At 37.7% G+C, this 24,400-nt stretch carries 21 protein-coding genes and 1 tRNA gene; 15 read left to right on the forward strand and 7 right to left on the reverse strand.

The annotated features are described in order from the left end of the window. The first annotated feature begins 60 nt into the window (after positions 1-60). From FEE95_RS20455 to FEE95_RS22525, 9 genes are all read left to right on the forward strand, one after another. Positions 61-3,825, forward strand: a complete 3,765-nt coding sequence (locus tag FEE95_RS20455; RefSeq protein ID WP_138659889.1) for an efflux RND transporter permease subunit — start codon at positions 61-63, stop codon at positions 3,823-3,825. Further along, positions 3,825-5,045 carry a TolC family protein gene (locus FEE95_RS20460; protein ID WP_138659890.1) on the forward strand — a complete coding sequence of 407 codons (1,221 nt, stop codon included), beginning with the start codon at positions 3,825-3,827 and terminating at the stop codon, positions 5,043-5,045. Before FEE95_RS20455 ends, FEE95_RS20460 begins: the two co-directional genes overlap by 1 nt. Positions 5,046-5,175: 130 nt before the next feature. Further along, positions 5,176-5,280 carry a hypothetical protein gene (locus tag FEE95_RS22520; RefSeq protein WP_394347963.1) on the forward strand — a complete coding sequence of 35 codons (105 nt, stop codon included), beginning with the start codon at positions 5,176-5,178 and terminating at the stop codon, positions 5,278-5,280. A gap of 80 nt (positions 5,281-5,360) precedes the next feature. Continuing rightward, positions 5,361-6,089 carry an acetolactate decarboxylase gene (locus FEE95_RS20465; protein WP_138659891.1) on the forward strand — a complete coding sequence of 243 codons (729 nt, stop codon included), beginning with the start codon at positions 5,361-5,363 and terminating at the stop codon, positions 6,087-6,089. A 108-nt stretch (positions 6,090-6,197) separates the two neighbouring features. Then, positions 6,198-7,970 carry an efflux RND transporter periplasmic adaptor subunit gene (locus tag FEE95_RS20470; protein ID WP_138659892.1) on the forward strand — a complete coding sequence of 591 codons (1,773 nt, stop codon included), beginning with the start codon at positions 6,198-6,200 and terminating at the stop codon, positions 7,968-7,970. Beyond that, complete coding sequence (locus tag FEE95_RS20475) at positions 7,971-8,873, forward strand: class I SAM-dependent methyltransferase (protein WP_138659893.1); 903 nt, start codon at positions 7,971-7,973, stop codon at positions 8,871-8,873. An 82-nt stretch (positions 8,874-8,955) separates the two neighbouring features. Continuing rightward, entirely contained in the window at positions 8,956-9,963 is a 1,008-nt protein-coding gene (locus FEE95_RS20480; RefSeq protein ID WP_138659894.1) for a sulfotransferase, read from the forward strand. Positions 9,964-10,087: 124 nt separating this feature from the next. Continuing rightward, positions 10,088-11,257 carry a glycosyltransferase family protein gene (locus tag FEE95_RS20485; RefSeq protein ID WP_171037100.1) on the forward strand — a complete coding sequence of 390 codons (1,170 nt, stop codon included), beginning with the start codon at positions 10,088-10,090 and terminating at the stop codon, positions 11,255-11,257. Next, a complete protein-coding gene (locus tag FEE95_RS22525; protein ID WP_138659896.1) occupies positions 11,254-11,655 on the forward strand; it encodes a GtrA family protein in 402 nt (133 codons plus the stop codon). Before FEE95_RS20485 ends, FEE95_RS22525 begins: the two co-directional genes overlap by 4 nt. 93 nt (positions 11,656-11,748) lie before the next feature. Here the strand turns inward: FEE95_RS22525 and FEE95_RS20495 are convergent, their stop codons facing one another. The 4 genes from FEE95_RS20495 to cysQ all read right to left on the reverse strand — a co-directional run bounded on the left by FEE95_RS20495 (position 11,749) and on the right by cysQ (position 15,546). Then, on the reverse strand, positions 11,749-13,002 hold the full coding sequence (locus tag FEE95_RS20495; protein ID WP_138659897.1) for a sulfate adenylyltransferase subunit 1: 1,254 nt from the start codon (positions 13,000-13,002) through the stop codon (positions 11,749-11,751). Positions 13,003-13,009: 7 nt separating this feature from the next. Then, the gene (gene cysD, locus FEE95_RS20500; RefSeq protein WP_138659898.1) at positions 13,010-13,915 is read right to left on the reverse strand and encodes a sulfate adenylyltransferase subunit CysD; all 906 of its coding nucleotides are present in this window, start codon (positions 13,913-13,915) and stop codon (positions 13,010-13,012) included. After that, positions 13,915-14,505: an adenylyl-sulfate kinase gene (gene cysC / locus FEE95_RS20505; protein ID WP_138659899.1), complete on the reverse strand. Its 591-nt coding sequence runs from the start codon at positions 14,503-14,505 to the stop codon at positions 13,915-13,917. The genes cysD and cysC overlap by 1 nt, the downstream gene beginning before the upstream one ends. A 228-nt stretch (positions 14,506-14,733) precedes the next feature. After that, positions 14,734-15,546, reverse strand: a complete 813-nt coding sequence (gene cysQ, locus FEE95_RS20510; protein ID WP_138659900.1) for a 3'(2'),5'-bisphosphate nucleotidase CysQ — start codon at positions 15,544-15,546, stop codon at positions 14,734-14,736. Between the two features lie 375 nt (positions 15,547-15,921). Between cysQ and FEE95_RS20515 the strand changes: the two genes are divergently transcribed. The 5 genes from FEE95_RS20515 (at position 15,922) to FEE95_RS20535 (ending at position 21,306) form a co-directional block, all read left to right on the forward strand. Beyond that, positions 15,922-16,239 carry a DUF6660 family protein gene (locus FEE95_RS20515; RefSeq protein ID WP_138659901.1) on the forward strand — a complete coding sequence of 106 codons (318 nt, stop codon included), beginning with the start codon at positions 15,922-15,924 and terminating at the stop codon, positions 16,237-16,239. Positions 16,240-16,302: 63 nt separating this feature from the next. Continuing rightward, positions 16,303-18,483, forward strand: a complete 2,181-nt coding sequence (locus tag FEE95_RS20520; protein WP_394347962.1) for a TonB-dependent receptor — start codon at positions 16,303-16,305, stop codon at positions 18,481-18,483. An 11-nt stretch (positions 18,484-18,494) separates the two neighbouring features. Further along, positions 18,495-18,911, forward strand: coding sequence for a Fur family transcriptional regulator (locus tag FEE95_RS20525; RefSeq protein ID WP_138659902.1), 417 nt, complete (start codon positions 18,495-18,497; stop codon positions 18,909-18,911). 56 nt (positions 18,912-18,967) lie between these two features. Further along, positions 18,968-19,339 (forward strand): DUF3703 domain-containing protein, encoded by a 372-nt coding sequence (locus tag FEE95_RS20530; RefSeq protein ID WP_138659903.1) that lies wholly within the window; start codon positions 18,968-18,970, stop codon positions 19,337-19,339. Further along, positions 19,339-21,306 carry a heavy metal translocating P-type ATPase gene (locus FEE95_RS20535; RefSeq protein WP_138659941.1) on the forward strand — a complete coding sequence of 656 codons (1,968 nt, stop codon included), beginning with the start codon at positions 19,339-19,341 and terminating at the stop codon, positions 21,304-21,306. Before FEE95_RS20530 ends, FEE95_RS20535 begins: the two co-directional genes overlap by 1 nt. A 399-nt stretch (positions 21,307-21,705) precedes the next feature. Here FEE95_RS20535 and FEE95_RS20540 read toward each other — a convergent pair whose 3' ends face one another. Together FEE95_RS20540 and FEE95_RS20545 are read right to left on the reverse strand one after the other, a co-directional pair. Beyond that, the gene (locus tag FEE95_RS20540) at positions 21,706-22,935 is read right to left on the reverse strand and encodes a site-specific integrase (protein WP_238474629.1); all 1,230 of its coding nucleotides are present in this window, start codon (positions 22,933-22,935) and stop codon (positions 21,706-21,708) included. A 220-nt stretch (positions 22,936-23,155) separates the two neighbouring features. Continuing rightward, positions 23,156-23,228, reverse strand: a tRNA-Lys gene (locus FEE95_RS20545). Positions 23,229-23,365: 137 nt separating this feature from the next. Here FEE95_RS20545 and FEE95_RS20550 point away from each other — a divergent pair. Beyond that, a complete protein-coding gene (locus FEE95_RS20550) occupies positions 23,366-23,881 on the forward strand; it encodes a shikimate kinase (RefSeq protein WP_138659904.1) in 516 nt (171 codons plus the stop codon). On the opposite strand, the gene FEE95_RS20555 is transcribed toward FEE95_RS20550, so the two are convergent. Then, a complete protein-coding gene (locus FEE95_RS20555; protein WP_138659905.1) occupies positions 23,873-24,370 on the reverse strand; it encodes a phosphoribosyltransferase family protein in 498 nt (165 codons plus the stop codon). The two genes, FEE95_RS20550 and FEE95_RS20555, sit on opposite strands and share 9 nt — an antisense overlap. Positions 24,371-24,400: the final 30 nt, after the last annotated feature.

A 24,400-nucleotide genomic window follows, 5' to 3' on the forward strand; every position in this document is an offset into this window, starting at 1 on the left:
ATTTGTTTTTCTGAATATCAGAATATCAAATCTTTCATACCTGTTTAATTATCAAATCACATGCTTAATAAAGCTATCAAATTCCTTATCGAGAACAAACTAGTTGCAGTACTAATGCTCGCCTTATTTGTAGGTTGGGGTATCGTAAATGCACCGCTTGGTTGGAATACAGGTTTTCTGCCTTCAAACCCGGTAGCAGTAGATGCTATTCCTGATATAGGTGAAAACCAACAAATTGTTTTTACGAAATGGGAAGGTCGTTCTCCACAAGATATTGAGGACCAAATTACATATCCACTAACTACTTCTTTGCTCGGTATACCAGGGGTAAAAACGATTCGTAGTTCCTCTATGTTCGGTTTTTCGAGCATCTATATCATTTTTGAGGAGGACATCGAGTTCTATTGGTCACGTAGTCGGATTTTAGAAAAGCTAAATTCATTACCGGCAAATTTGTTGCCAGAAGGTTTAAACCCAGCTCTAGGGCCTGATGCTACTGGATTGGGTCAAATCTATTGGTATACTTTAGAAGGACGTGACGAAAAGGGTAATGTAACTGGTGGATGGGATTTACAGGAATTACGCAGTATTCAAGACTATTATGTGAAATATGCGCTTTCAGGTGCTAGTGGTGTCTCGGAGGTCGCCTCAATTGGTGGTTATGTACAGGAATATCAAGTTGATGTGAATCCTGAGAAAATGCGCCAATATAAAATTAGTCTAAACCAAATTGTAAAAGCTGTAAAAGAAAGCAATCAGGATATAGGAGCGCAGACTTTGGAAATAAACCAAGCTGAATACCTTGTCCGCGGCTTGGGCTATGTCAAGACCATTGCAGATTTAGAGAATGCGGTTGTTTCTTCTGAAAATTTTACATCACTTCGAATTAAGGATGTTGCTAACGTAAGTCTTGGGCCAGCAACCAGACGTGGTATTTTGGATAAGGAAGGAGCCGAAGTAGTTGGAGGTGTTGTCGTTGCTCGTTACGGTGCAAACCCAATGGAAGTCATCACGAATGTAAAAGCCCAAATCGATGAACTTAAAGATGGTTTGCCTTCAAAAGTATTGGCAGATGGCCGTACCTCTCAATTGACCATAGTTCCTTTTTACGACCGTACAGAGCTGATTGAAGAAACCCTCGATACCCTCAATGAAGCATTGACATTAGAAATATTAATTACCATTTTGGTAATTATCATAATGGTCTTCAATTTAAGGGCGTCCATCTTAATTTCTGGATTATTACCAGTTGCTGTTTTGATGGTTTTTGTAGCCATGAAAATCTTTAATGTAGATGCCAATATAGTTGCGCTTTCAGGTATCGCCATTGCTATTGGCACCATGGTCGATGTTGGTGTTATTCTAGCCGAAAACATGATACGGCATATGGATGATAAAAAATTGCGTTTTAGTGAAAGCGGCGCGGAATACACTATGAATGAAATCATCTATAATGCTACCTCTGAGGTTTCTGGAGCAATCTTAACGGCAGTCCTAACTACCATTATAAGCTTTGTACCTGTATTTACTATGATTGGTGCAGAAGGAAAATTATTCCGTCCCCTTGCTTTTACAAAAACAATGGCCCTTTCGGCTTCATTGATTATCGCCTTATTCATAATCCCGCCATTGGCGGCATATTTATTTAGAAAGAAGAATCTGAAATCTTCATTTAGCTATGTACTTCAAATTTCGCTTTTAGTATTGGGAGCAATCGCAATGTTTTCAGGCTATTGGTTAGGGATTTTTTTGATTGCTTTTGGTGTAACGGGACTTTTAAATTTAAGGCATAATCTTGACGGCAAGAAAGTTAATCTGATTAATATTATTATATCCTCAGCTGCTATCGTATTTCTGCTTGCAGAATATTGGAGACCCTTAGGCTTTGATAGAAGTGTATTTGTCAACTTGATTTTTGTAGCGCTAATTTGCTTTGGAGTTCTAGGGATATTTTCTGTATTGAGAAGGTATTATGGTCAGATTTTGGAATGGGCATTAGCGAATAAACTCTTGTTCCTAATCATTCCTGCAACGGTTCTTATTTCTGGTGTGTGGATTATGAACAACACCGGAAAGGAATTTATGCCATCCCTAAACGAAGGCTCGTTCCTTTTAATGCCTACCTCTTTACCGCATGCTGGTGTAGAAGAAAACAAAAGGGTATTGCAACAACTGGATATGGCAGTTGCTACCATTCCCGAAATAGAAACGGTGGTTGGTAAATCTGGCAGAACAGAATCTGCACTCGACCCGGCACCGTTATCCATGTATGAAAATATGATTCAGTACAAATCTGAATACATGCATAATGAGAAGGGTAAAAAACAACGCTACAAAGTAAATGAAGATGGGCTTTATATACTTAAAAATGGTACTCTAGTTATTAATCCAAATACGAATACGAATATAGATAGTGAAAATTCGAGTTACAAAGCATCAAAATTAAAAGACCCATTTGCAATTCATTCGAAACATTTGGTTGAAGATGACGATGGCGAATACTACCGTAACTGGCGACCAGAGATTAAAAACCCAGATGATATATGGAATGAAATCGTTAAGGCGACAAGATTACCAGGGGTAACTTCCGCACCGAAATTACAACCCATTGAAACCCGACTGGTCATGCTGCAAACAGGAATGAGGGCACCCATGGGAATCAAGGTAAAAGGACAGGATTTATTGCAAATAGAAGCCTTTGGCTTACAGTTAGAAGGTATTCTGAAACAAGCCGATGGTGTCAAGGAGCAGGCTGTTTTTGCAGACCGAATTGTGGGTAAGCCTTACTTGTTAATCGATATCAAACGAGAGCAACTGGCGCGATATGGAATATCGATTATTGATGTTCAGCAAGTTCTAAAAGTAGCTGTTGGCGGAATGCCTTTGACGCAGACCGTTGAAGGTCGTGAGCGTTATGGTGTTCGCGTGCGCTACCCGAGAGAATTACGCGGCAATGAAGAAGACCTTAAAAAGATTTATGTCCCAGTTGAAAAGGGAAGTCCCGTCCCATTGGGCGAACTTGTTGACATACGCTACGAACAAGGTCCACAAGTGATTAAAAGTGAAGATACCTTCCTAATCGGATACGTACTATTCGATAAGCTTGATGGTTTTGCCGAAGTAGATGTCGTAGAAAATGCTCAGGCTTTAATAAAAGAAAAAATAGCAACTGGGGAATTAACTATTCCTAAAGGAATCAGTTATCAATTTACTGGAACCTATGAAAACCAGTTGCGAGCAGAGAAAACACTTTCTGTTGTGGTTCCGTTGGCACTAGCAATAATTTTCTTGATTTTGTATTTCCAGTTCAAATCTGTTTCTACTTCACTTATGGTCTTTACAGGAATCACAGTGGCTTTTGCAGGTGGTTTCATTATGATTTGGTTGTATGGTCAAGACTGGTTCTTCAATTTCAATCTGTTCGGAGAGAACATGCGTGACCTATTCAATATGAAAACCATCAATCTGAGTGTGGCAGTATGGGTCGGGTTCATTGCACTTTTTGGTATTGCTACCGATGACGGAGTAGTAATGGCAACCTATCTCACGCAAACCTTTGACCGTGACAAACCAACAGATGAAAAGGGTATTAGACATTCAGCATTAGAAGCTGCGAAAAAACGAATACGTCCTTGTCTGATGACTACGGTAACTACAATTCTTGCTTTACTTCCTGTATTGACATCTACAGGAAAGGGAAGTGATATTATGATGCCAATGGCCATCCCAATTTTTGGGGGAATGGTGATTGATATTACCTCCTATTTTATTGTACCGGTATTGTACAGTTGGAGAGAAGAATTAAAACTAAAAAGAGCAAACTAATGAGAACTATAAATATTGTTATCTGTTTTTTGCTTGTTTCCGCTTTTTCGAGCGCTCAACAATTACAATCATTTATTAGCGAGGCACTAGATAATAGTCCAGAGATTCAGGCGTATCATCTTCGTCACAACATAGCTGAAGAAAAAGTAAACGAAGCTGATTGGATTCCCAATACAGAATTCAGCGCAGGGTATTTTGTGAGTGAACCTGAAACTAGAACTGGTGCCCAACGTGCTCGGTTTTCGGCGAGACAAATGTTGCCATGGTTCGGTACGATTACGGCTAGAGAAAATTACGCAAGCGCAATGGCAGATTCAGAATATGTAGAAATCGTGATTGCAAAACGTAAACTGGCACTTTCGGTTTCTCAATCCTATTATAGACTCTATAGCATAAAGGAAAAACAAAAAGTACTTGATGAGAATATTCAGTTATTGAAAACCTATGAAAAACTGGCACTTACCTCTGTGGAAGTTGGAAAAGCATCTGCAGTAGACGTATTGAAATTGCAGATTAGACAAAATGAGTTGCAGCAGCAAAAAGAAGTTTTAGATGAGGGGTATTCAGGCGAGCAAACAACCCTTAATAAATTGCTTAATCGAGATGGGGAAACAGAAGTAACTGTTCTTGAAAACTTAATGCCCCCAGATGAAGATAGCGTGTTCGCTGAGGATGCTTTAATGCTAAATCCAGAATTGCTCAAATATGACAAACTCTATGAATCCGTAGTACAATCAGAAGAATTAAATCAAGCAGAGCGCAATCCTATGATTGGTTTTGGATTGGATTATATGCCAGTTTCTGAGCGACCTGATATGAGTTTTAGTGATAATGGTAAGGATATTTTTATGCCGATGGTTTCTGTTTCTGTGCCTCTTTTTAATAATAAGTACAAGTCTACTTCAAAACAGAACGAACTAAAACAGCTTGAAATTAGAGCTCAAAAAGACAGTCGCCTAAATGATTTGGAGTCTGCTTTTGCTCAAGCGATATCATCGCGCAATCAAGCTAGAATTAAATACAATACACTCGAGAAAAACTTGAAGCAAGCTAATGATGCGGAAGAAATCCTTCTTAAAAATTATGAAACGGGAACTATTGATTTTAATGATGTACTCGATATTCAAGAGCTACAATTAAAGTTTCAAATCAATCAAATAAGTGCAGTCGAAACTTATTATGCGCATAGCGCAATAATCAATTATTTAATAACTCAATAAATACAAAATAATGAAAAAGCTTATAGTAACTCTAGTAGGGATAATAGTCTTTACAACGATTTCAGTAGTCTCATGTAAGGAAGATAAAGCAGCGAGAGATAAGAAATACAATACTGCTTATGTATGCCCTATGCATTGCGATGATAGTGGTAGAGACGAAGAAGGCACATGTGTCGTGTGTGGAATGACTCTTGTAAAAAATGAGGAGCATTACGAAGACGGACACACTCACTAGGAAAAATTATAAAGTCAATGGAGCAGGTTTGTTGAGAGAGAATACTAAGCCTCTTTGCGTTGCTAAACAAATAGAAGAAAATGAATATTAATAATCACACCTATTACCAATTACTTGGAGTGGCACTGTTGAGTTTTTTAATTATGTCTTGCACTAAAATATCTACCAATGTGAAAGTTAAGCATTCGGGAGCTTTGCGAAACATAATGTCAGGAAATATAGAGGCTACAATTTCATTAGATACCCTATCACAAAAAGAACATTTTTATGCTCTTGGCGCAGTAGCAGATTTAAAAGGTGAAATACAAATATTTGACAGCCAACCACATAATAGTGTTGTAATTGATAATAATATCAGTATCACCGATTCTTATGCCATGAAAGCTGCTTTACTGGTTTATGCGGAAGTTGAAACATGGAATGGTTTTAATATTGAGAATGTCAAAACGAAAGTTGATCTAGAAAAGAGAATTTTTGAAACTGCGAAATCCAATGGTATTAATGTGCAAGAACCTTTTCCTTTCTTGTTAGAAGGCGAAGTCTCTTCTTTAGATTGGCATGTGATAAATTGGAAAGATGGGGATACAGACCATAATCACGACAAGCATAAGCAATCGGGATTGAACGGAAGTCTGGACAACAACGCGGTAGAAATCATAGGCTTCTATTCTACAAAACACAAGGCCGTCTTCACACATCATTCCACCAATATACATATGCACTTTAAAACAGAAGACAATAAATTATCAGGACATGTTGACGATTTGATTTTAAATAAAAAAATGTCATTAAAACTACCAAAAAGATGAAACAGCTTTTAGATTTTAAAGATCGTAATAAAAATAGATTTCCATCAAATAGTCTTCTTTCTGCGATAATTATGCACGAACCGTCGGAAATAATTAAAACTATTTAACATGAAAAAAAACATCTTGTACTTCGGTATTGCGGTAATGATTGGACTACTTGGGGGTTACTTAATATTTGGTGCTAGTGCCGATAGTGCTAATAAAACGGTAGATAATCACGACCATTCAGAAACATCGGCTAATCAAATGTGGACATGCTCAATGCATCCGCAGATTATGCAACCGGAACCCGGAGATTGCCCAATTTGTGGTATGGAATTGATTCCTGCAGAAGCAAGTTCTGAAGGCTTAGCTGCAAATCAAATCAAGATGACCGAAAACGCATTGGCATTAGCAAATATTGAAACCACCATTGTCGGTAATCTTAAGGAAAGTAATGATGATGGGGTAATTTCACTGTCTGGTAAAATAGCTGCAAATGAGGAAAACAATGCTATTCAAGCAAGTTATTTTGATGGTCGCTTGGAGAGATTAAATGTAAGTTTTGAAGGGCAAGAAGTAAAAAGAGGGCAATTATTAGCAACAATTTACTCACCAAATCTTGTAGCTGCTCAACAGGAATTAATTACAGCGACTTCTTTAAAACAATTTCAACCGGCTTTATATAAAGCTGTTCGTAATAAGTTGAAACTATGGAAACTTTCTGAAAGTCAAATCGACAATATAGAGTCGACAGGAGAAGTGCGTGAAAACTTTCCATTATACGCAACGGTTTCAGGAACAGTAGCGATGGTAATGGCAGCAGAAGGTGATTATTTAAAACAAGGTCAGCCTATCCTAAAAGTAAGTAACCTCAATTCAGTTTGGGCAGAATTTGATGCTTATGAAAATCAAATTTCACAGTTTAAAAAAGGACAGAAAATAAAGGTTACCACGAGCGCATATCCTAAAAAGGAATTTGATGCAGTCATATCATTTATTGACCCTGTGTTGAATAGTAGTACAAGAACTGTGACGGTGCGCACAACCTTAAAAAACAATGAAAATTTGTTCAAGCCTGGAATGTTTGTTTCCGGAAAAATAAAAGGCACAGCCAAAGCTGTGGAAGAGTCATTGAATATTCCAGCAAGTGCTGTTTTATGGACAGGGGAACGCTCTTTGGTATATGTAAAACTAAATCCAAATGAGCCTGTTTTTGAAATGCGAGAAGTTACTGTAGGCCTTCGTAACGGAGATAATTTTACAGTTACTTCAGGATTAGAAAATGGAGAAGAAATTGTGACCAATGGCACTTTTACAGTAGATGCAGCGGCCCAATTACAAGGCAAGAAGTCAATGATGAACAAGTCTGGTAGGAAAACAATGACAGGTCATGAAGGTCATTCGGGAATGCAAGGCGATTCAGAAAATAAATCCAATGCCATTCCAACTATGAAAATGAAATTACCAAAGGCATTTCAAACAGCTTTTCAAGCTGCATTAAAACCTTATTTTAAAATGAAAGATGCCTTTGTAGCTAGTGATGCGAATCAGGTATCTGCTTTGGCAAAAACGACATTTGAAAAAATGAAAGGCATAGAAATAGGAGGTTTGGGCAAAATAGAAAAATCGCATCTATCCAAGAGTATTGAAATGTTTAGTGCTATCTCATCAAATTCAGACTTAAAAACCCAAAGAGCTCAATTGGTTGTTTTAAATGAAAATATTGTGGCCCTTGCAATGAATATCAAATCGCCAGTAGAAACATTGTATTTACAAAAATGTCCTATGGCTAATAATGGCCATGGAGCAATTTGGTTAAGCACGCAAAGCGATATTAAGAACCCCTATTATGGTGAAGCCATGCTGACATGTGGGAGTGTGATTAAGACCATTGAATAAATGAGTGCGACATCTAATGACACAGAATATGTTATGAAGAAAACTTGTAGGTCTATAAAGGATTGCCCTGATGAAAAACCATTGTTCATGAATAAAAACGGACATGAAATATATGAATGCGTAACATGCGGTCATAGATTTCACCGTGTAGATGATTCTGAAATACACCTTGAAAAGGTGTACTCCGATAGTTATTTCTTCGAGGGTAAATCTGGGTATCCTAATTATTTAAATGAGAAGGAAATCTTGATAAAGCATGGCAGTCGCTATGCTAAATTGGTATCCAAGTACATTGACAAACCAGGTAAGGTTTTGGATGTAGGCAGTGCAGCAGGCTTTATACTTAAAGGGTTCGAGAACGAGGGTTGGACTTGTTATGGAGTAGAGCCAAATAAAACAATGGCGGAATATGGTAAAGATGAATTTGGCTTCGACATACAAGTTGGGGACCTAGAGTCTTATGAAACCAACCAAAAATTTGATTTGATAACATTAATCGAAGTGATTGGTCACTTTAACGACCTTGATATAGCTCTACAGAAGGCTCATAGCTTTTTAAGACCCAATGGTATTATTCTCGTTGAATCATGGAACCGAGAAAGTCTGATTGTGAAATTAATTGGTAAACACTGGCATGCATACTGTCCACCAAGTGTTGTTCATTGGTTTTCTGACAAAACGATTACTGAACTTTTTGATTTTTATGGTTTTGATCGCATAAACAAAGGATTCCCCTTCAAACGAATAAAGTTAAAGCATGGGATTGCTCTAATCGATACCAACACACCAAATTTTTTTCTAAAACAACGTATTATCAAATTACTAACAAATTCATTTGGAAAACTAAAATTGATTTATCCGCCAATAGATGTCAAATGGTATGTGTTCCAAAAACGGAATTGAACTTTTATGAAAACAACAATAAAACCAATATTCAAATAATCAACCTAAAGGAGCTTCATTGCTCTCGACAATAAACAATATTATGAGCTATTCTAATTTTAAAGACCCGGTCGGTTTACTTAAACGCATGCTTCTTTCTGGAAACAAAACGGCTTATTCAATCTTATTCAGGGAGTTTTTCACCAAACTGGTTATCCCGGTTGATTTGCTATTACGAAATTCAGAGAAAAGAAAATTAAAAAATTCCAAAGATTCATCACTTCCGATTATATTGGTTCTAGGTGGTTCAAGAAGTGGAACTACACTGCTATATCAAACCTTGGAGCGATACTTGCCCGTAAGTTACATCAGTAATTTTATTGCCTCTTTTGTTAATTCCCCTATAAGCGCATATAAACTGTTCCGCAGATTGATTCCTAAATCTGTCAAGGATTATCAAAGTTATTTTGGCAGTGTTCAAGGCTTTGGTGGACCTAACGATGCCTTTTTTCTTTGGAATAGATGGTTGGGCGAGGATAGAAACCATGCACCTGAGGATATAAGCGATGAATCAAAGATTGACATGAGGGGCTTTTTCAATACTTGGTTAAATACAACAAAAAAACCATTTCTGAACAAGAACAATAGAAATTCACTTTGTGCACCCATGTTTGACAAAGTATTTCCAAATATCTTCTTTGTTGAAATCTATAGAGATCCGGTTTTTGTCGCTCAGTCCATTATTCTGTCCCGCCGTACTGTTCAAGGTAGTGATAAGATTGCGTGGGGTTTGCTAAGTAAAGACTCGGAAAACAATAATGACCCCTTAGCCTATATTGATGACATTTGCCATCAAGTCTTTGAAGTTAATCGAATACTTGACAAAAACAGAGCTAAAATCGATCCTAAAAATTATTTTCGAGTTTCTTATGAGGATTTTTGTGTAAACCCCAGGGACATAATAAAATTGGTTGGCGAAAAAGCTCTCAACCAAAAAATAGAGTCAGCAGAGCTAAAGAACTTACAATTCTCTACTACTTCCAACACAAAACGATTGAATGACGAGGAGTTCGATAGGATTGAAAACTACTTTAAGAAAAATAATACTTAATTTGAACAGGATTATCATTAGCATGATAAAAAGAAAAATACTCTCGTTATCGCCTCTTCTAGCTATTTATATAGTTATAATAGTTCTGTTAAATAACCCTCTCGAGGGGGATGAACTAAGATATATGGCGTATGCAGAAAATTTGACACAAGGGTTTTATACTAGCCCTGATAATCCTGACCTATCGAATGGCCCAGGTTACCCACTGGTGCTTTTACCATTTGTTGCTTTAGATGTTAATTTGATGATTCCAAATATTATAAATGGAATCTTCGTATTTCTTGGAATATTATTTTTTTATAAATCACTACGATTATACCTAAAACCAAAAATTGCACTTATTTCATCATATGTTTTAGGCCTTTACCCACCACTGTTGCATTTTATGCCAGATCTTTTATCGGAGTCACTATCTTTCTTTTTGATAAATGGATTTATATTCCACTTCTGTTCTTTCCACTTAAAAAAGAATAATCCTAAAAACGGGGTTCTAGCTTCTTTGTTTTTAGGATTCTTAGTTTTAACCAAAGTAATCTTTTTTCATGTGGTAGTAGTAAGTATGACAATGTTAGTGCTCATGTCTGTTTTCAAAAAATCGCAAAGACCCAAATGGTCACTTTTAATCCTAACGGTGGGTATTCTTTTTACAACACCATTCCTGGTATATGCCTATAAAGTCACCAATAAACCATTCTATTTGGGAACTCGTGGTGGAGAATTACTTTACCATCGTTCTACCCCCTTTGAAAACGAATATGGCAACTGGTTTTCTGCCGATAGAATTCTTGGTGTTAGATTTGAAGGAGACTCTGAGGAATATCAAAGGCTAGAGAAATTACGATTGAATCACGGTGAATTTTACCAACGGTTACAGCCACTTTCAAATATGGAAAGAGATAGTGCTTTAAAAGTCAAGGCAATAGAGAACATGAAAAAATACCCCATAAAATACTTAAAGAACACTATGGCCAGTACTGGGCGATTATTTTTCAATATCCCAAATTCATACAAAAACCAAGGTCTTCAAACGTATGGATACCTCATACCAAATGGTATTATACTAGTTTTCTTGGTTTTAATCGCTAGGACTGCAATTTTGGAAAGAAGTCGAATTCCCTTTGAAATTAAATCAGTTGTAATTTTTGTTTTGATTTACGGGTTTGGAATAATATTGCTCTTAGGCAAACCTCGGTATTTCATAATGATGGTACCAGGGTTAATTCTGTTTTTAGTTTATAGTTACTCTAAACTATTAAAGATTAATTTATTAAAAAAGGAGAAAAAGAGTGTATGATAGAGGTAAAATTAAATAATCCGCTTTTTAGGCAAATATTTCTATTCCTATCGGTAGGTGTTGTGTGCTATTTTGTATCAATCGTATTGTTGCTGTTCTTCGTTGAGATTGTACATTTCGAAGTTAATTTCGCCAACTTTCTAGCATCATTTATTACCATATTCGTGTGTTATTTACTCAATGTAAAATTTGTGTTTAAAAGTGGGCGCCATTCAAAACAAAAAGAAATAATAGCATTTTTTTCATTCTCAGCAATAGGCCTTGTTCTAAATATAGTATTGATGTATTTGATGACAACATACACACCAATTTGGTATGTAATTTCAAAAACCTTGATTACAATATTTATTGCGGTGTTTAATTTTATTGTTCGCAAAAAGCTGATTTTTCTCAACTGATTCTATCCAGAATTTCATGTACTTGAACAGTAAACTGCCCTAAAACAATCATTTACTTTCTATTGAAGTATGGTATTGAATATGCCTTAAAGTCTAGGTAATCATACCTGCGGCTACGGTCTCGTTTGATTTGCCGTCGACCAAAATGATGCTGCCCGTATTTCTGTTCTTACGATAAGTATCGACCATGATAGGTCGAGCGATCGAAATCTTCACCTTTGCAATGTCATTCATTTTTAGGTCTTGATTTCCCTCTACTCTTTCTAGAGTATCAATATTTATTTTATAGATTATTTCCTTAATTACAGCCAACTGTTTATTGGAAGTATGTTGCAAGTTAAACCTGGTTTTTAAGTTTAAAGGGGTGTTGCCCAACCAGCAAAGCATTACAACAATGTCTTTTACGGCTTCAGGGGTATTGTTCGATCTCACTATCATGTCTCCCCTGCCCACATCAATATCGTCTTCTAAAGTAAGGGCAACCGACATCGGTGCAATGGCCACATCAAGCTCTTCTTCAAACACGTCAATGGACTTTATTTTGGAAGTAAGTCCAGAGGGCATTACTACTATTTCGTCCCCCTTGCGAAAAACACCACTTTCGATTTTACCTGTATAGCCCCTATACTCCATAAATTTGTCGGTCTGTGGGCGCAAAACGTTTTGAATGGGAAAACGGGCATCGACCCTATTGGTATCACTACCTATATACATGGTCTCCAAAGTATGCAACAGAGGAGCTCCTTGATACCAATTCATATTGTCCGATCTCTGGACCACATTGTCTCCCAAAAGCGCACTGATTGGTATAAATCTAATGTCCTGTACCAATAGTTTGGATGAGAATTCCTTAAACTGAACGCACAGTTCCTCGTAGACCTTTTCGTCAAAATCCACCAAATCCATTTTGTTAATACAGACAATAATATGTGGAATGTTGAGCAGTGATGCTATGAATGAATGCCTTTTGGTTTGTTCGACCACCCCATGCCTGGCATCTACCAGAATTAAGGCTGCGTTAGCCGTTGATGCTCCCGTAACCATATTTCTTGTATATTGGATATGGCCTGGAGTATCTGCAATTATAAATTTTCTTTTAGGTGTTGTAAAGTATCTATAGGCAACATCGATTGTTATACCTTGTTCTCGTTCGTCCTTTAATCCATCGGTAAATAATGCTAGATCAATACCATTAAACCCTTTTTTGGAACTGGTCCTTTCAACGGCTTGTAGTTGATCTTCAAAAATTGATTTTGAATCGTATAATAAACGACCGATTAGAGTGCTTTTTCCATCATCCACACTACCGGCAGTAGTGAATCGAAATAACTGATTTGTTTCAATCATAACCTTATTAAAAATATCCTTGCTTTTTTCTGTCTTCCATGGCCGTTTCCGAGCGCTTGTCGTCAGACCTATTCCCACGTTCCGTATTACGCATTGCCGCAACTTCTTGAATTATTTTATTGATGTCATCGCATTCCGATTCAATACCACCGGTAATGGTAATATCACCAAGCGTCCTGAATCTGACCTTCTTTGATACCACTTCCTCTCCCTTATCGATTTCCAAAAAACTTGAAAACGGAATCCAGGAATCATTTCTCCAAAGAACCTCCCTTTTATGAGCAAAATATAATGATGGTATTTCTATCTTCTCCCTTTTAATATAATTCCAAATATCCAATTCCGTCCAATTGCTGATGGGGAAAGATCTAAAATGCTCTCCTTCTTGGTATCCTCCGTTATATAAGTGCCAAAGCTCAGGGCGCTGATTCTTGGGGTCCCATTGACCAAAAATGTCCCGGTGTGAAAAGATACGCTCCTTGGCCCTTGATTTTTCCTCATCCCTTCTTCCACCCCCTATAGCACAATCAATTCTTTTTTCTTCAATAACATCAAGAAGGGTGGTTATCTGTAATGAGTTTCGCGTTGCATTCTTTCCTTTTTCTTCAAGAACCCTGCCCTGATCAATTGATTCTTGTACAGAAGCAACAATGAGTTGGGTATTTAATCCTTTCGACAGATTATCGCGAAAGGCGATTGTTGCAGGAAAATTATGCCCTGTATCTACGTGTAGTAAAGGGAAAGGAACCTTTAATGGGTAAAATGCTTTTTGAGCCAACCGAGTTACAACAATGGAGTCTTTGCCACCAGAGAAGAGTATGACGGGATTCCTAAACTGGGCCCAAACTTCTCTAAGTATGTAAATCGACTCGGCCTCCAACTCATCCAAATAATTCAAATAATACTTTCCCACTATAATAAAAGTTTATGTTTGACATGTGCATAAATCGACTCCGCGGATTCTTCGGGAGAAGTAGATGGGGAAATTACGATATCCGGGTTATCAGGGACTTCATAAGGAGCTGATATGCCTGTCATGTTAGTAATCTCACCAGCCCTTGCTTTTTTGTAAAGACCTTTGGTATCCCTGCGTTCGCATTCTTCTATATCTGTATTAACGAACACTTCAAAAAAATTATTTGCCCCTACTGTTTGTTTTATATTTTCTCGGTCTTTTTTATAAGGGGATACGAACGCCGCTAGAACAACGCATCCAGCATCTATGAACAGCTTCGATATCTCACCGATACGCCGATTATTTTCAGAACGATCTTCGGGGGAAAATCCAAGGTTTTGGTTTATTCCCTTCCTAATATTATCCCCATCAAGCACATAGGTTTTAATTTTCATTTCAAACAAACGCTTTTCAAGCGTATTTGCCAGAGTGGATTTTCCAGAACCGGACAATCCTGTAAATAAAACCAAAAAAGAACCATGGCCGTTCAACTCCCTTCGTTGTGCCCTAGTTATCTTATATTGGTACTCCACCAAATTATCTTCCATGGTCGGTTGTTAATTGCTCTATTCTAATAAGATAGCCTCTTTTTGATTGTAAGCCAATTCCTTGAATAGGATCTCGAAAAGTAAAAAAATATTTTGGTTAGTATAATCTTAAAAAAATGTATTTGGCAAAAATCCGATAAAGTGCAGTAATTCTTCTTTCAATGGGGTTCAACGAAATGGGTATAGTAATTTTTATTAATCGAACCTTGACCGTGAACAACGTATTTACTAGGTGATTTCTCCATTAATATGAACTAAAAAGTGATTGTTTTCCAAGTTTCTTTTGTTGTAGTTCATCTCTTTATTTGATTTCAGGGAAATAACATTTAGACCTACTGCTGTGCAAATAGCGTGGCCGGCCGCTGTATCCCACTCCATGGTAGGAGCAAACCTCGGATATAAATGTGCACCACCCTCTGCTACAATACAGAACTTTAAGGAGCTTCCTTTGGATACAATCTCCACTTTGGGATACTTTTTTCGAAGTTCTTTAATAAACTCAGAGGTCTCTTGATTCATATGTGAACGGCTACAGACCACACTGATAGCATCTTTTGCAGGATTGGAAGGGAAAATCAAATCACTATCATGAAACAAGTCTTGTTTCGATTTATGGGAATCATCTAAAATTGTTTTATAAGATTTTTTTTTAGCAGTAATTCCATAATATAATTCTCTGCTAACAGGGGCGTATATGACACCAAAAATTGGGCTACCTTTTGAACACAATGCAATGTTCACAGTAAATTCTCCATTCTTTTTTAAGAATTCCTTGGTGCCATCGAGTGGGTCAATTATCCAGACGGTCTCCCATTCTTTTCGCAGACAATAATCCAGTTGTTCATTTTCTTCGCTGATAATCGGAAATTTGGTCCTTTTTAAAGAATTGTTGATTATTTCATTTGAAGCTAGGTCCGCTAAGGTTATTGGCGTATTGTCCTCTTTCAATTCCGTTTCAAGATTGGGCAGCTCATATATTCGCAGAATTTCTTGTCCAGCTTCAATTGCCGCCTTAATAGCTAGGTTGTAATCTTTAGTCATAAGTTTTTTCAACTAATGCTAAGCTACCCAAAGCCTTTGAGAATATAAAATTTCGGTTAGTTTTAAATGGTTATGAAAATTAGGAGATTGACCATTTTTGAACTTCTTCGCAATTACATTCAAGATAGTCATTTCGCATTAAATTAGCGTTTTTCAGCAATATTACGTTGGCCTTTTATTGATTTTTTTTTAACTAAATTATATTATCAATTTTAGATTCGTCTACTGATAATTCCAAGTTTAAGAAGTATAGTCACAATTTTGAAAATAGGAGGATGTAAAGGTTTTTCATTTTATGGCTCTATAGAGGGAAAGGAACTAGATCCTATAAGCATTTGCAATACAGTTGCATCATAAATCGTTTATCTTTGCATTGTGAAATTTTTAGCGGTCATACTATCTCTATATTTTTTGGCACTCAACGTAGTGCCTTGCGGCGATGATGCTCAAATTTCCGATTCAGCAACAACCGAGTTTCAAGTGGGTTCAGACCATAATCAAAATCACGGCGATTGTGAACTTTGCTCACCTTTTTGTCAATGCCATTGCTGTCATTCGCACACCATTGTTTTTGATTTGGACATCTTTGAGCCTATCGAACCTACGGTCATACAAGAAAGTTTTACACATTTTGAAAGCGTAAGCGAAGACCCGGTATTTACCCTCTTTCAACCTCCCAAGAGTATCGGCTAATTACCTATGTATGCGATGATGTCATCGCCCTCCAAAAAATTAGTCAATTAAATTCAAATTACTATGAATAAATATGCGATAAGCCTTTGGCTTATGCTCATTTGCTGTGCATTTGGCTATGCACAGAATACCCTGAAAATCAATATTTTTACAGCAGAAGAAAAAGAACCTTTATTCGGGGCGACCATTTTCATTGAGAGCCTGAATAAGGGAGTTACCACCGATTTTGATGGTATAGCCTTATTGGAGGATGTACCAGATGGTCAATACAATCTCCAAATCTCGTACTTGGGCTTCGAGACTTTGGAAACCAATATTGTTGTCCCTGCAGGAGACGACTTGGTATTTTATCTGAAGGAAAGTGCAAACGCCTTGGATGAAGTGGTAGTACAGTCCTCAAGGAGCACCCGAACCATACAAAGGATACCGACCCGAATAGAGTATATCGGAGTTGAGGAATTAGGGGAAAAAGCGATAATGAACCCAACGAATATTTCCATGGTACTCCGTGAAAGTACGGGAATCCAGATGCAACAGACCTCGTTGAGTAGTGCCAATACCAATATCCGGATACAGGGTTTGGACGGGCGCTACACCCAACTCCTACGAGATGGTTTTCCCCTCTACGGTGGTTTTTCAAGCGGTTTGAGTATCCTACAAATACCACCGTTAGATTTGAGACAGTTTGAAATTACAAAGGGAAGTTCTTCCACATTGTACGGTGGTGGTGCCATTGCAGGTTTGGTCAACATGGTTTCCAAAACCCCTAACGAAGAACCTGAATTGGATATCATGCTTACCCAGACCCAGGCTTTGGGAAGTACGGCCAATGTCTTTTATAGCGAACGTAACGAAAAATGGGGATGGACACTTTACGGCTCTGGTCATTTACAAAAAGCTTTTGACCCTGAAGATGATGGATTTAGTAACCTTCCTCGTACCCGTTCCTTAAGTTTCAATCCAAAATTGTTTTATTATCCTTCTGAAAAAACTACGGTGTGGTTTGGTGTCAACGGAACCTACGATGATAGAAAAGGAGGTGATATTACGAAGATTGAAGAGGGTGAAAATGGAATCCATCAGTATACCGAAGAAAACTTGTCAAAGCGAATCAGCACACAAGCTGTTTTCGAAACCCAGTTGGATTCGACCCAATCCATTTCGGTCAAGAACAGCGTTGCGTTTTTTGATAGAAGTCTTGAAATCCCTGACCTTTCTTTCAAAGGAACGCAATGGAACACTTTTTCGGAGGCTTCATATCAGAAACAGGGACTAACGTCAGATTGGGTCTTGGGAGCCAACCTTTACACTACTTCTTTTGATGAAATGGAGAATCCCTTTGAACGTGATCAACGCGATATTACATATGGACTATTCGTAAATAGCATCCATGACCTTTCGGACCGATGGATTCTTGAAACGGGTGTTCGAACAGATTATGCTGAGGATTGGGGATTCTTTCCACTCCCAAGGGTCTCCTTGCTTTACAAATCAAACACTAGTTTTTCAAGTAGGCTCGGTGGTGGACTAGGGTATAAAATCCCTGATATTTTTACGGAAGAAGCAGAGTTCATCAATTTCAAGGATGTACTTCCCATTGATAGGGAAACTATGAAAGCCGAACGGTCGTACGGTCTGAACCTTGATTTTAACTATCAAACGCGATTATCTGACGAGCTGGGCTTTTCTATCAATCAATTGTTTTATTTGACCGCTATCAGAAATGGCCTATTGCTCAACTCTTTGGATAATCGTCTGTTCCAGTTTGAAAATGCAACAGGGGAAATCTTGAGCAAAGGCTCAGAGACGAATATCAAATTCACCTTCAGGGATTTTCGATGGTTCTTAAACTACGCGCTTATCGACGCGAGATTGAATTATTTATCTGGCAATCCTCAAAAACCCTTGACCGCCAAGCATAATGCGGGAAGTATTTTAATGTATGAATCCGAAAAATGGCGTATTGGGTATGAGACCTATTACACAGGAAAACAATTGCTATCCAATGGAACGGAAACTACTGATTTCGTAACCATGGGGCTCTTGTTGATGCGCAACTTTAAATGGGGAAGCACATTCATTAATTTTGAAAATTTCACGGACAGGAGGCAGAGCCGTTTTTCTCCTTTGGTATTGCCCCCACACGAAAATCCTACCTTTCCAGAAATCTATGCCCCCACGGACGGATTTATCTTTAGCGTAGGCCTTATTTTTAAACCATTTGGAAACGAAGACAACGATTAATTGAAAATACAATGATACAAGCAGATAAATTTATGGAAGATAAAGGGGTCCGTCCTACGGCAATGCGTTTGTTGGTCTTCCGGTTCTTGGCCGAAAGCAAAACCGCCAAAACCTTATCGGACATCGAAAACGCCTTTGCAAAGGCCGATAGGACAACTTTGTACAGAACTCTTAAGACTTTCGAAGATAAAGCCATAGTGCATCAGATAGATGATGGTACGGGCATGACCAAATATGCACTATGTGAAGAAGGCTGTAATTGTGCCATCGAACAGGATTTGCACCTTCATTTCCATTGTAATAACTGTAAGGAGACGGTCTGTCTGACGGCACATAAAATTCCACATATCAATCTTCCGGACGGTTACGTTGCAGAAGATGCGAATTTGGTATTGAAAGGAATCTGTGACAAATGTAGCGGACAATAAATGCACTTCTGTTGCATGATTCCATAATGTACCTTGCATTAAAAAAGTAGTAATCCATGAAATTCAACACAACTATCCCTCACGGACTAAAAGGACATTACTTAAAAGAGATTGAACTGTATCGTTCATACCTTCAAAAGAATGATTTAACAAGGGCATGGCATCATCTTGAACGTTCGCATGTGCTGGGGCAATCTTATCCTTTGGAGCATACATATTCCCATTGGCTGATGCTTAAATTTGGTTTCAGACAGAAAAACTTAAAAGAAGTATTCGGACAATTACTAAGATTACTAGTCGGCGGTTGGAAATCGTTCATTGACCATGTACCAATCGGAAACACAGGCGGCTCTAATGTCCCGCCTTTAAGAAGAATGGAACTTCCGGTTGAATTGGAAGAAATTCTAAGGCAGTACGAAACTCGATGATGAAAAAGAAAAAAGTAAACTTACACGATATAGACCCAACGGAACACCAGGGCGAGCATTCACACGATGATGGACATAATCACAGTAGTCCAGAAGAAGCATCCAATTTTAGAACCTACCTACCTGCGATATTCAGCTTTGTAATGCTGATAGCGGGTATTGCCATTGATTATTTTGATGCCGTTCCTTTCTTTAAGGAATGGGTAAGAATCGTTTGGTACACGGTAGCCTATATTCCCGTAGGTTTTCCTGTTATTAAGGAAGGTTGGAATAGTATTCTAAAAGGCGATTTCTTTACGGAGTTTTTCTTGATGTCCATTGCAACTTTGGGGGCGTTTGCCATAGGGGAATATCCGGAAGGTGTGGCCGTAATGTTGTTCTATGCCGTAGGCGAATTATTCCAACAAGCAGCAGTTAATCGAGCAAAAGGAAACATCAAGGCTTTGCTGGATGTACGACCTAATGAAGCTCTGGTATCCCGTAATGGCGACTTCATTTCTGTTCATCCTGAAACTGTAGTGATAGGCGAAAAAATTCAAGTACGGGTGGGCGAGAAAGTACCTCTCGATGGAGTTCTACTTTCAGATAAAGGTTCTTTTAATACCGCAGCCCTAACGGGAGAAAGCAAACCCGATACCCTCCAGAAAGGCGCATCTGTGTTTGCTGGAAGTATTAATCTCGATGGGGTAATAGAAGTGGAAACTTCGAAAGAGTTCAAGGACAGTTCCATTGCGCGTATTCTCGATATGGTTCAAAATGCAACAGCCCGCAAATCTAAAACCGAACTTTTCATTAGAAAATTTGCTCGTGTTTATACACCTATCGTTGTTTTTCTCGCTATAGGTCTAACGTTGCTTCCCTATTTCTTTGTTGATGATTATGTATTTAGAGATTGGCTTTATAGGGCTTTGATATTCCTTGTGATTTCCTGTCCCTGTGCATTGGTCATCTCTATTCCATTGGGTTATTTCGGTGGTCTTGGTGCAGCATCGCGAAACGGGATTCTGTTCAAGGGTGCATCCTTTTTGGATGCCATGACCAAGGTAAATACAGTTGTAATGGACAAAACTGGAACAGTAACCAAAGGAGTATTTAAAATCAAGGAAGTGGTAACCATCTCGGTGTTTACCGAAGCAGAATTTATGCAGTACCTGATGGCGATGGAAGAGCAATCCACCCATCCGATTGCAAAAGCCATTTTGGAATACAAGGCAGATGGTGCGGATTTTGAAGCGACCGAAGTTTCCGAAGTCGCTGGAAAGGGACTAAAAGGAACGGTCAACGGAAAAACTGTTTTGGTCGGAAACAAGGCCTTAATGACCTCCAACGAAATAGAAGTATCTTCTGAAACGGATAGTATCGTAGAATCAATTGTAATGGTAGCCGTTGACGGAAAATTTGCAGGCTACGTGACCATTGCCGATGAACTAAAGGAAGATGCCCATCAAGCCATAAAACAAATTAGGGATTCGGGGATTTCCAAAATCATCATGCTTTCTGGGGATAAAGATTCCATTACCCAAAAAGTCGCCAAAGAATTAGGTATCGATTGGGCAAAGGGTGGCTTATTACCTGAAGATAAACTCAATGAAGTAGAAAAGCTCAAAGAGCAAACAGATACAAAGGTTGCCTTTATAGGCGATGGTATCAACGATGCTCCCGTTTTAGCGGCAAGCGGCGTAGGTATAGCAATGGGGGGCTTAGGTAGTGATGTCGCAATCGAGACTGCTGATGTCATTATCCAGAACGACCAACCTAGTAAGATTGCACGTGCCATTCAAATAGGTCGCTCAACAAGAAGTATCGTATGGCAGAATATTGCCTTAGCTTTTGGAGTTAAAATCATAGTACTCATTTTGGGTGCAGGTGGCCTCGCAACAATGTGGGAAGCTGTTTTTGCCGATGTGGGGGTGGCATTACTTGCAATTCTCAACGCGGTACGATTGCAGAAGATGAAGTGGGGGTAGTAATTAGAAATAAAAAAATATAAATTTCAGTCTCATAAAATGGTCTTTTTTTGAGACACCTTTTCAAAACATGAACATTGTACCAAGGGAGTCCTATTCTTTATTGCTTTTTGTGGTATTATTAATTGACATTCTCTGAGACACTTAGAGTTTACTTCAACCATTAATTAAATTTGGATTGATTTGTAATAGTATGGCACAACTTTTTTATCTTTAAAGTACGAAAGCGTCAAAACGCTGCTATAGGTGTCCTTTTAGGTGTCCTATTTTGAAAATCAGATTGTAAAATATTGATTTATAAAGGAGTAGGGTAGGATTTCAGATCCTGCCACGATTATACCGATACTGTGGTAAAATCTGCAAAATTTAAAGAACCCTTAATAATGTTACGGTTGTGTATTAATATTTCTCCCGAAGCTTATCCATATCCTCTTTTAATTTCTGGTCGATAACTTTAGCATAAATCTGCGTAGTCTTTAAAGATTGATGCCCTAACATTTTACTCACGGATTCAATGGGAATTCCATTTGCTAGTGTTACTGTGGTTGCGAAAGTATGTCTAGCCAAGTGAAAGGTCAGATGCTTTGCGATATCACAGGCGTCCGCTATTTCTTTTAAATAAGCATTTGTCCTTTGATTACTTATTACCGGAAGTAACAAACCATTTTGCAAAGTAATGGGATGATTGGCATACTTCTTAATGATTTCTTCTGCCGCAGGGAGTAGGGGAATAGTACTTCGAGAATCTGTTTTAGAACGGTTGATTTTTATCCAACGACTGCCATTCATTTTCAAAATGACATGATTTTCAGATAATTTTTGAACATCCGTATAAGCCAATCCCGTAAAGCAACAAAAAACAAAAATGTCCCGAACCTGTTCCAACCTCTTTATTTTAAACTCCTTTTCCATCATCGTGCGAAGTTCTAATTCTGTCAATACTTCCCGCTCAACTTTCTTCCATTTAGCTTTCCAATGAAAGAACGGATCTTTGTTGACCCAATTATTGGCAAAGGCAATTCGCATAATTTTCTTAAAGTTTACAACATACTTGGTTGCGGTATTTTGATTACCAATCTTCTTTGTTACTAAATGGTGATGAAAGCGATTGATAAACTTAAGGTCGATTTCTTTTACATAATAATCGTCCCGTTTGTATTCCTGTTTGATAAAGTCTTGAAGATGGTTTAGAGTTCTTATATGTCTTCTGTAGGCACCATATGAATAATCTATACCTACTAGTTCTTCGATTTGTGCATTATGTTCATCATAAATTGTTAACAAGGTCTTATAGGTTTCTTCTTTATTTAGAAGTTTATTTTTAATCACTTCTGAAGTAAAGGGCTTCTTTTTCTTTACAAGTTTTGAATGAATTGCGAATGCTCTTGATTCCAAATCATCAATGTAGCGGTTTAAATCCAGTACTTTTTGGCTCGAACCCTTGACCCTACCTTTTATAGAATTCCATTTTTCAGGCTTAATTTTACGTTTTATGCTAAATTCCGAGCGATGGCCATTTACAGTTATTCGTAAGTATATTGGGGCTTTACCGCGATTATCTAACCTACCTGTTCGTAGGTAACTTAAGATTGCAAATGAATTGGACACCATAATTGCTTGTTTTTTCATTTTTTTTCCCATTTTAAGTTGATAAAAATATTTCTGTAATAATCTGATATACAATTTTTTAACACCCTTCTGGTGTCCATTTTATGGATTCAATAAGTGCGCACCGAATAGCGCACCGAATTGGATGATTTTAAATGATATCAAATGGAAGTAGAAAAAATGAAAAAGCCTCTAAATCAATGATTTAAAGGCTTTTTGAATATTCTATGAAGTCTAAAAGTGACCTGGCTGGGGCTCGAACCCAGGACCCTCTCCTTAAAAGGGAGATGCTCTACCAACTGAGCTACCAGGTCATTATTTCATCGCCAAGTTTTTCACTTAGCGGCTGCAAATATAAGTCCATTAATTTATTTCACAAGTCGATTTTAAGAGAAATTTAAAATTCTTTTGAAATCAATTGTTTTTAGTTCAATTTTACAAAAAAGAGGAGATGCAAATAGTGTTGTTAGGTTATATGGGGAGTGGAAAAACCACTATTGGAAAAATTTTGGCAGATAAACTGAATGTCAAATGCTTAGATCTGGACCAATACATTGAGGGGGCTGAAGGAAAGGATATTTCTAGTCTATTCAAGGAAAAAGGAGAAATCTATTTTAGAAAGAAAGAAGCTGAAAGTTTAAGGGAAGTATTGTCAACAAAAGATGATTTCGTTTTGTCTATAGGTGGAGGAACACCTTGTTATGCAAATAATATGTCCGCAATCTTTGACATGACAGAAAATGGTATCTATTTGAAAGTAGGCTTAGATGAGTTGGTGAAAAGGCTTTCGAAGGAAAAAACTAAAAGACCATTGATTGCCTCTATTCCTGAAGTAGAATTACACGAATTTATAGGAAAGCACTTGTTCGAAAGAAGTTTTTATTACAATCAAGCCAGTCACGTTGTGAATTGCGATGATAAAAGTATTCAAGAAATTGTAATTGAAATCGAAAGTTTATTAAGCTAATGAAACTGAATCATCTTTGATTTTAAACTCCACTTTTATATGTTCTTGTAGCGACGTTGATAATGATATTCCTTTAAAGTCTGCCTTAACGGGATATTTTTTATGATTCCGATTGACTAAAACAGCAGTCTTCAACTGTTTTAAGGGAGTTTTTAAAAAATGATGTACGCCATAAATTAAAGTTGTTCCAGAATTCAGAACATCATCCACCAAAACAATTGACTTGTTCGTATATTCTTTTTCCGAGATAGATGTTTGAACCCCACTTTTTAACGGATTACTTTTATCCATACTTACTTTGCATAGCAAAACTTTTGCTTTGGTAATATCTTGAAGAACACCCTGTATTTTCTTTGCAAAACTCAAGCCTCCGCCGTCAATGCCAGCCAAAACAATTTCTTTTTCGTCAACGTTTGCCTCATATATTTGGTAGGCAATGCGACGTATTTTATGCTGAATTTGGTCGTGTGAAAGAATTTTGTTTTGCATACTCATTTGCTATTAGATTCAAAGATAAAG

This window comes from Maribacter algarum (ex Zhang et al. 2020) (assembly GCF_005885635.1).
Taxonomy (GTDB): domain Bacteria; phylum Bacteroidota; class Bacteroidia; order Flavobacteriales; family Flavobacteriaceae; genus Maribacter_C; species Maribacter_C algarum.

Bases quoted from the DNA above. Each gene is read 5' to 3' on its own strand.
- FEE95_RS20455 (WP_138659889.1), top strand. From the start codon at position 61: ATGCTTAATAAAGCTATCAAATTCCTTATCGAGAACAAACTAGTTGCA.
- FEE95_RS20460 (WP_138659890.1), top strand. From the start codon at position 3,825: ATGAGAACTATAAATATTGTTATCTGTTTTTTGCTTGTTTCCGCTTTT.
- FEE95_RS22520 (WP_394347963.1), top strand. From the start codon at position 5,176: ATGCATTGCGATGATAGTGGTAGAGACGAAGAAGGCACATGTGTCGTG.
- FEE95_RS20465 (WP_138659891.1), top strand. From the start codon at position 5,361: ATGAATATTAATAATCACACCTATTACCAATTACTTGGAGTGGCACTG.
- FEE95_RS20470 (WP_138659892.1), top strand. From the start codon at position 6,198: ATGAAAAAAAACATCTTGTACTTCGGTATTGCGGTAATGATTGGACTA.
- FEE95_RS20475 (WP_138659893.1), top strand. From the start codon at position 7,971: ATGAGTGCGACATCTAATGACACAGAATATGTTATGAAGAAAACTTGT.
- FEE95_RS20480 (WP_138659894.1), top strand. From the start codon at position 8,956: ATGAGCTATTCTAATTTTAAAGACCCGGTCGGTTTACTTAAACGCATG.
- FEE95_RS20485 (WP_171037100.1), top strand. From the start codon at position 10,088: ATGGCGTATGCAGAAAATTTGACACAAGGGTTTTATACTAGCCCTGAT.
- FEE95_RS22525 (WP_138659896.1), top strand. From the start codon at position 11,254: ATGATAGAGGTAAAATTAAATAATCCGCTTTTTAGGCAAATATTTCTA.
- FEE95_RS20495 (WP_138659897.1), bottom strand. From the start codon at position 13,002: ATGATTGAAACAAATCAGTTATTTCGATTCACTACTGCCGGTAGTGTG.
- cysC (WP_138659899.1), bottom strand. From the start codon at position 14,505: ATGGAAGATAATTTGGTGGAGTACCAATATAAGATAACTAGGGCACAA.
- cysQ (WP_138659900.1), bottom strand. From the start codon at position 15,546: ATGACTAAAGATTACAACCTAGCTATTAAGGCGGCAATTGAAGCTGGA.
- FEE95_RS20520 (WP_394347962.1), top strand. From the start codon at position 16,303: ATGAATAAATATGCGATAAGCCTTTGGCTTATGCTCATTTGCTGTGCA.
- FEE95_RS20525 (WP_138659902.1), top strand. From the start codon at position 18,495: ATGATACAAGCAGATAAATTTATGGAAGATAAAGGGGTCCGTCCTACG.
- FEE95_RS20530 (WP_138659903.1), top strand. From the start codon at position 18,968: ATGAAATTCAACACAACTATCCCTCACGGACTAAAAGGACATTACTTA.
- FEE95_RS20535 (WP_138659941.1), top strand. From the start codon at position 19,339: ATGAAAAAGAAAAAAGTAAACTTACACGATATAGACCCAACGGAACAC.
- FEE95_RS20540 (WP_238474629.1), bottom strand. From the start codon at position 22,935: ATGAAAAAACAAGCAATTATGGTGTCCAATTCATTTGCAATCTTAAGT.
- FEE95_RS20550 (WP_138659904.1), top strand. From the start codon at position 23,366: ATGCAAATAGTGTTGTTAGGTTATATGGGGAGTGGAAAAACCACTATT.
- FEE95_RS20555 (WP_138659905.1), bottom strand. From the start codon at position 24,370: ATGCAAAACAAAATTCTTTCACACGACCAAATTCAGCATAAAATACGT.